At 52.0% G+C, this 3,171-nt stretch carries 5 protein-coding genes and 1 pseudogene; all 6 read right to left on the bottom strand.

The window, feature by feature from the left end; genetic code table 11:
- Positions 1 to 361 (bottom strand): UbiA family prenyltransferase (locus HF921_RS06170; RefSeq protein ID WP_215893521.1); only part of this gene is annotated, 361 nt, incomplete at its 3' end.
- Between the two features lie 17 nt (positions 362 to 378).
- Positions 379 to 1,332, bottom strand: coding sequence for a cytochrome C oxidase assembly protein (locus HF921_RS06165; protein ID WP_196762843.1), 954 nt, complete (start codon positions 1,330 to 1,332; stop codon positions 379 to 381).
- 243 nt (positions 1,333 to 1,575) lie between these two features.
- Entirely contained in the window at positions 1,576 to 2,139 is a 564-nt protein-coding gene (locus HF921_RS06160; protein ID WP_064218472.1) for a rusticyanin, read from the bottom strand.
- A 126-nt stretch (positions 2,140 to 2,265) separates the two neighbouring features.
- A complete protein-coding gene (locus tag HF921_RS06155) occupies positions 2,266 to 2,406 on the bottom strand; it encodes a hypothetical protein (RefSeq protein ID WP_196762841.1) in 141 nt (46 codons plus the stop codon).
- Between the two features lie 192 nt (positions 2,407 to 2,598).
- Complete coding sequence (locus HF921_RS06150) at positions 2,599 to 2,793, bottom strand: hypothetical protein (protein ID WP_064218471.1); 195 nt, start codon at positions 2,791 to 2,793, stop codon at positions 2,599 to 2,601.
- Between the two features lie 39 nt (positions 2,794 to 2,832).
- Positions 2,833 to 3,171: pseudogene (locus HF921_RS06145) on the bottom strand (cytochrome C oxidase subunit III); the annotation flags it as partial.

The following is a 3,171-nucleotide window of genomic DNA, read 5'->3' as shown; positions in this document are numbered from 1 at the left end:
TGGCGATGGCGGCACCCATCAGGACGGCGGCATACAGGATGGCGCCGGTGCGGCTGACGCGCCCTTCGGCCAGCGGCCGGTGGAGGGTGCGGTGCATGTGCTGGTCGAGGGCGGGTTCGACGATCTGGTTGAGGACACCCCCTGCCCCGCCGGCCAGCGCGATGCCAACCAGACCAGCGAGCGCTGATTCCCAGTGGACAAGGGCGTTGGGGGCGAGAATCTCGCCCACCGCGGCGGTGAAGACCAGCAGAGAAACCACTCGCGCTTTGGCCAGGACCCAGAGATCGCTGAGGAGCGACGGCCGCAACCGCTGCCCGGAAAGATCGTCGAGATTGTTCGTGTTTAATCCTTCTTTTAACATGATGCTAACGACCTCATTTAGCGCCATTGCAGAACAATGGCGAGACACATGAGCAGAACCATGGACTGGTGAAAGGCAACCATGACTCCAGGATCCTTGGGCTTGAGATTGACGGCATGGAAAAGCAGAAAACCCACTGCGACCTGGGCCACAGCAAGATAAAAAGCGATGGGATAGGCGGGCATCATCCAGCCGAGCGTGGCAACCAGTAACAGGGCGGCACTGATGTGGGCGGCGATCGTCCACTGCGCGGCCTTCTGCGGTTTGACGAAGGGGCCGATGGCGGTGCCGAAACCGCGCTGTCCGGTGGTCATTCCACCGAGGAAGACGGCAAGCAGTAAAGCGTGTAAAGCGCCGATGGCACCAAGGTAGGCCCAGAAGTTGAGGCCCGGATAGACGAGACCGGTCAGGTAGATAAGGAATACGCCATAAGCCAGTAAGCCGTGGGTGCCATGCACAATGGCCGGGGCTCGGCCGGCGAGGACGTATAAGGTGCCCATGCCAAACAGGGCGGTCACCACAATCAGGGACAGGCCGCTGATGGTGCTGACACTGGGGGACAGAATCACCAGGGCCAAAGCGATCAGACCTACTAAGGTGGCTACCATACGGTGCGCGGCCTCGGGGTCACCACGCACCATCAACACCACGATGTTGCGCGTGTAGGGCCAGCGGGTGCCTAGGGACAGGCCGTAGCCGAAGCCTTCAACAATGCTGCCCAGGAGGATCAGTACAATGGCAAAACCTACCTCACTGACCTTGAGGCCGTTGACCACATCCGTCAGCAACCCCTGATGGCCCGTGATACCCTGCCACAACCCGGCCGCAACCGCCAGCAGCAGCATCCCGGTGATTAACCAGCCAATCACCCGCACTGCCGACGTCATTTCCCCTTCTACCGCGTGGGGGAGCGCGTTTAGGCCTTGATACGCGGCCTCATCCGTTACCCCATGATTAATGTTGCTCCCCATATTTATCCCACCTCAAGTGAAAGAATTTCAATAGCACTTAACCAAAGTTAATTTAAAAATTTTACTGAGGCTAAAAAGTTCCTTCCTACTCTGCCGACCTTAAATCTAAAAAATCAAAAAATATCTTAAAATACTACAATATAAGCACGGCACCAAACACTTATTTCTATTTTATAATAAATACATCATGGCCAGAGCATGGGTAAACACCCCGCTCCAGCCACAAGAATCTACACTAACAAACTACTTTACAACAATTTTACCAAACATTCCCGTCGCCGCATGGCCAGGGATCTGGCACACGTAGTAGTAAGTGCCGGCTGCCGGATGCCAGGTGAACTCCGAATATCCAAATTTACCATCCTTGGGAACCGGACTAAATCCAGTGCCGGCAACAATGGGTTTAATGTTTGGCATAACCGCAAAAGGTGGCCCTTTCTTGGTGATGTCAAAACTGTGACCAAATCCCTTGTTGGTGTTGATGAAGGTCACATCCACAGTGGCCCCTGCGGGAATATCCAGGGTAGGATTCTTTTTGTCATGGACTTCAAAGCTCGGAAATGGAAAACCCGGAAGAACGGCTGCAGCAACCACATGCACCGTCTTGCCGCTGTAGGTGACCGTGTCACCACTGACTTTCCCGGTATCTTTCGCCAACATGGCCTTTACCTGAGGAAGCGTAGCTTCTTTCCAGCTACTATCCAAAGCGCCAGCCATCGCGGTGCCCATACCCATGGTGGCCGCCAAAACAGCAGCAACACCAACAGATACATACCAGTTCTTTTGCATTTTTGTCTGCGTATTCATAACTTATGGTCTCTCCTTATGATTACATTAATCGAACCAAACGGCATGGTGACACAAAACATTAATCTGCCCACCATGTTTTACACGCTACCCTAACCAGCTTCACCACCCAACCAAGGCAACACATTAAAACATCACTCTAAGAGTAATATAATAGCCACCCAGAGCGATAATAGCCCACAATAATGCGATGATCAATACAATGTTTCCATTCCATGACTCATCATCGCAATCATTGTTGGCCGCCAAATAGCTTTCTTTGCTCATGATTTATTCTCCTTCACACATATGCCAAAGAGAGCGCCACAGAGAAGCACGAACAACTCCAGAGGTGTAAACAGATGCCCAGGCCCCGCCAAGTTGTTGATGATGAGAAATACTGCGTCCTGACCGCGACACGGCAACAACCTTTTCCCAACAACAACGGCGGCGGCACCTGGCGATCCACATTGCGACAATTTAAATATCGCCAGATGGACTATTTTCTGTCTTCTTTAAAACACGGAGCCGATCTTCATTGGCCACTTCTTTTAATACCCACCAGAAGTACATGCTTAAAAACACCACCGGAAACACGATGTATCCCGTCAACCAGAAGAACGTCGGATTATCCGCTCCAGCTGGAATAACAAACGACAAATGCGACATATCCATTATCTTATCCTCGGTCCAATTTGATAATCTATAACCAAATTACGCGATATAGAAGACGATAAAAAAGGCTACCCAGAGGATAACTATCCCCCTCCAGTAGGTGAGAACATTATACGATACCCAACGCTCTGCCTTGGCTCGATCAGGTGTACGGGATATTTTCATGATGCTTGCCAGTAGCGCCAGGATCCCCGCCACGAAGTGCACCAGAAACCATAAGCTGGTAATATCGTAAATCCCGCCATAACCACTACCGATGCTTAACGTGGTCCAGCTGTAGACTATTCCGCCAATCATTACCAAGGAGATGACAAGCAGGGTGGCCAAATTGCCAATAATACCGCCATCATCGCCCTGATCCAGCTTCTTACGCGCAAC

It is taken from the genome of Acidithiobacillus ferriphilus (assembly GCF_018854775.1).
Lineage (GTDB): Bacteria > Pseudomonadota > Gammaproteobacteria > Acidithiobacillales > Acidithiobacillaceae > Acidithiobacillus > Acidithiobacillus ferriphilus.
This window is presented reverse-complemented; position numbering and strand designations above follow the sequence as displayed.